At 62.9% G+C, this 3,472-nt stretch carries 4 protein-coding genes; 1 reads left to right on the top strand and 3 read right to left on the bottom strand.

Annotated elements, in window-relative coordinates:
- The coding region (locus tag ACYVDE_RS17765) for an enoyl-CoA hydratase/isomerase family protein (protein WP_460502890.1) at positions 1–443 on the bottom strand (443 nt) is incomplete at its 3' end.
- Positions 444–635: 192 nt separating this feature from the next.
- Here ACYVDE_RS17765 and ACYVDE_RS17760 point away from each other — a divergent pair.
- Positions 636–1,013, top strand: coding sequence for a winged helix-turn-helix transcriptional regulator (locus tag ACYVDE_RS17760; protein ID WP_460502889.1), 378 nt, complete (start codon positions 636–638; stop codon positions 1,011–1,013).
- A 242-nt stretch (positions 1,014–1,255) separates the two neighbouring features.
- On the opposite strand, the gene lpdA is transcribed toward ACYVDE_RS17760, so the two are convergent.
- Positions 1,256–2,662, bottom strand: a complete 1,407-nt coding sequence (lpdA, locus tag ACYVDE_RS17755; protein ID WP_460502888.1) for a dihydrolipoyl dehydrogenase — start codon at positions 2,660–2,662, stop codon at positions 1,256–1,258.
- 108 nt (positions 2,663–2,770) lie between these two features.
- Positions 2,771–3,472, bottom strand: a 702-nt coding sequence (locus ACYVDE_RS17750) for an NmrA family NAD(P)-binding protein (RefSeq protein ID WP_460502887.1), incomplete at its 5' end; no start/stop codon positions are given.

The raw sequence follows: 3,472 nt of genomic DNA, 5'->3' as shown, positions 1-3,472 counted from the left end.
CCGGTGCGCCCGCTGGCGGCGAAGCGCATGTCCAGGGCCAGCAGCAGTTCGTTGCCGCCGCCCCGCGCCAAGCCGGCAATCTTGGCAATCGTGATTTGGGGCAGGGTGCGCAGTTGCTCGTGCAGTTCCTGCATGGGGTTGAGCGGCGAGGGCGCGGCGGCGGCCATGAACTCCGCCAGCGACGCGGGGTCCGCAATGAAATGCATGTCGCCGTGGGCGATGAAGAATTCTGGGTCGGCGCTCTGAAACACGATGACGCGCACCTGTTCGTCGTTTCGGACGGCGGCCACGAAGCGCATCAGCTCCGTGATGAGGGGAATGTCCAGGACATTGAGCGGCGGATGGCCGATGGTGACAGTGGCCAGGCCTTGGTCGAGGGCAATGTGCAAGGCCTGATAGCCGGGGTAGGCTACCGCAGTTGAAGCAGAACTTGTTTGTAGCATGATACTGATAACCAGTGAATAATTGTGGTGCACCCAAGCGCCCGCAATGGGCCTGGTTGCTGGGCACAAACTTCCGCCACCCCAAACAGGGGGACAAGAATGGATAACTTTATTGCCTATTGATACTTTTATGACATAGGGCTCCATTTGTCCCTATGCCTTGCCAGGGCCTCGCCGGCCCACTTGCTTGCCATGTACCAGAAAAAGATTGCGCCGGACTTCGACTGCGGCATTGTGCTGACCAAAGAAGTGCTCAACGGCAAATGGAAGTCGTCGCTCCTCTACCAAATGGCAATGGGCGTTCAGCGGCCCAGTGCTTTGCAGCGCAACATCCCCGGCGCTACCCGGCGCGTGCTCAATGTGCAGCTCAACGAGCTGGAACGCCACGGCCTCATCAGCAAGACGATTTATCCGCAGCTGCCCCCCAAAGTGGAGTACAGCCTCACCGATTTTGGCCGCACGCTGCTGCCCGTCATTGAGGTGATGGCCCAGTGGGGCAATGCACACCGGGAACGACTGGAACAGCTGCTACTGCCCGAAGGGGCGCACAGCACGGCACCAAACGCGTAGGGCGCCTCCTCAAATACCCCCTTATCGTGGGAGTGAATCACGAAAAAAAGAGCGTTGCGGCACTTGTAATTTCGGCCGGTGCCTTCGGGCTGCGCAAGGTTGACAGCTCCTGGTGAGTGGCAGGCCTTGCCCGCCGCTCGGCTCACGAACCGGCCACCGACCTCACTGCACAGTGGCTATAAAACAGAGAAACGGCTGAAGGGGAGCTTCAGCCGTTTCTCTGTTATGCTATGAGGATAGAATTACATGTGAATGGCCCGGTTCTCGGTGGCCGCCAGGCAGGCTTCTTTCATGGCTTCGGCGTAGGTGGGGTGCGAGTGGCTCATGCGGGCCACGTCCTCGGCGGAGGCGCGGAACTCCATGGCCGTTACGGCTTCGGCGATGAGGTCGGCGATGCGCGGGCCAATCATGTGCACGCCCAGGATTTCGTCGGTGGTTTTGTCGGCCAGCACCTTCACGAAGCCGTCGGTGTCGCCGCTGGCGCGGGCGCGGCCGCTGGCCTTGAAGGGGAACGAGCCCACCTTGTAGGCCTTGCCCTGCTCCTTGAGCTGCTCCTCGGTGTAGCCCACGCCGGCCACTTCGGGCCAGGTATACACCACGCCGGGAATGAGCAGGTAGTTGATGTGGGGCTTCTGGCCCACGATGGTTTCGGCCACGAACACGCCTTCTTCCTCGGCCTTGTGGGCCAGCATGGCGCCCCGAATGACGTCGCCGATGGCGTAGATGCCGGGCACGTTGGTTTGCAGGTGCTCGTCGACCTTGATGCGGCCGCGCTCTTCCATCTGCACGCCAGCGGCTTCCAGGTTGAGGCCGGCGGTGTAGGGCACGCGGCCCACGGCCACTAGGCAGTAGTCGCCCTCAAATTTCACTTCCTCGCCCTTGGCATTGGTGGCGGTCACGGTCACGTTGTCGCCGTCGCGGGTGGCGCCGGTCACTTTGTGCGAGAAGAAGAATTCGATGCCGATTTTGCCCAGCACGCGCTTCAGCTCCTTGCCCAGGCCGCGGTCCATGGTCGGAATAATGCTGTCCATGAACTCCACCACGCTCACTTTGGCGCCGAGGCGGGCGTACACGGAGGCCATTTCCAGCCCAATCACGCCGCCGCCAATCACAATCATGTGCTTGGGCACTTCGCGGATGTTCAGGGCCTCGGTGCTGGTGATGATGCGCTCCTTGTCCTGCTGGATGAACGGCAGCACCGTGGGCTTGGAGCCGGTGGCGATGATGACGTTCTTTGTCTCAATCTGCTGGGCCTCGCCGCCCTCGCGGGGCGCAATGCTGATGTGGTTTTTGTCGATAAATGAACCGACGCCGGTGAGGACGTCGATTTTGTTTTTCTTCATCAGGTAGGCGATGCCGTCCACGTTGGCCTTCACCACGCCGGCCTTGCGGTCAATCATGCGGTTCATGTCCACCGTCAGGTTGTCGAGGCCGATGCCGTGCTCGGCAAACACCGAGTGGGCGTTGTGGTAGTGCTCGCTGGAGTCGAGCAGGGCCTTGCTGGGGATGCAGCCCACGTTGAGGCAGGTGCCGCCCAAGGTGGGGTATTTCTCGATGAGGGCCGTTTTGAGGCCGAGCTGGGCGCAGCGGATGGCCGCTACATAGCCGCCCGGGCCGGAGCCGATGACAGTGACGTCGTATTGATTCATGAGCCGGAGAATTCGGTGATGGTTCGCTGCCGCGAAGGTACGGCACGAAGTGTCCGGCCGGTGCATCCGCGGCGCGGACGCACCGAGCCCACGCCACGGATGAGGCTACTACTTATACAGCTGCTTCACCCCTTCGGCCAGGGAGGTGGGCGGCCGGCCCAGCGCCGCGGCTAGGTCGGGGCTGACGGTGGACTCCTGGCCGTTTTTGATGTCGGTCAGGAAACCGAGGGTGCGCTCAATGGCGACTTCGGGCACGCCGCGCTGCCGCATCCCGGCGGCAAAGGCGGCGGCCTCCATGGGCGTGTAGGCCACGGGGTGGCCGGAAGCTTCGGTGAGGGCGGCGGCCACGTCGGCAAAGGAATAGGCTGCGGCGCCGGTAAAGTGATAGGTGCGGCTGTGGAAGTTGCGCGCCAGCAGCACGTTGGCAATGGCCTCGCCCATGTCGCGGCGCAGGGCGAAGGCCACTTTGCCCGCGCCGGCGGGCAGGTTGATGCCCGTTTGCAGCACGTGGGGGCCGGTGAAGATGGGCAGCACGTCCATGTACAGGATGTTGCGGAAGATGATGTGCGGCAGCCCGCTGGCTTGGATATAGGCTTCGGTATCGAAGTGGCGCATCATGAGCTGATTAACCAACGTGCCGGGGTCTTTCAGGGCGCGGCTGGTGTAGGCAATGCTGCGCACGCCGGCGCGCCGGGCGGCATCCACCACGTTCCGGTGCTCTTGCAGGGCCTCGTCTTCGCCGCCGCCCGAAATAAGCAGCACCTGCTCGATGCCCCGCATGGCGCGGTCGAGCGCGGCGAGGTCGGCGTA

The sequence above is a fragment of the Hymenobacter agri genome, assembly GCF_054778495.1.
Note: the sequence above shows the minus strand (reverse complement) of the source record. Positions and strands in the feature narration are given on the sequence as shown.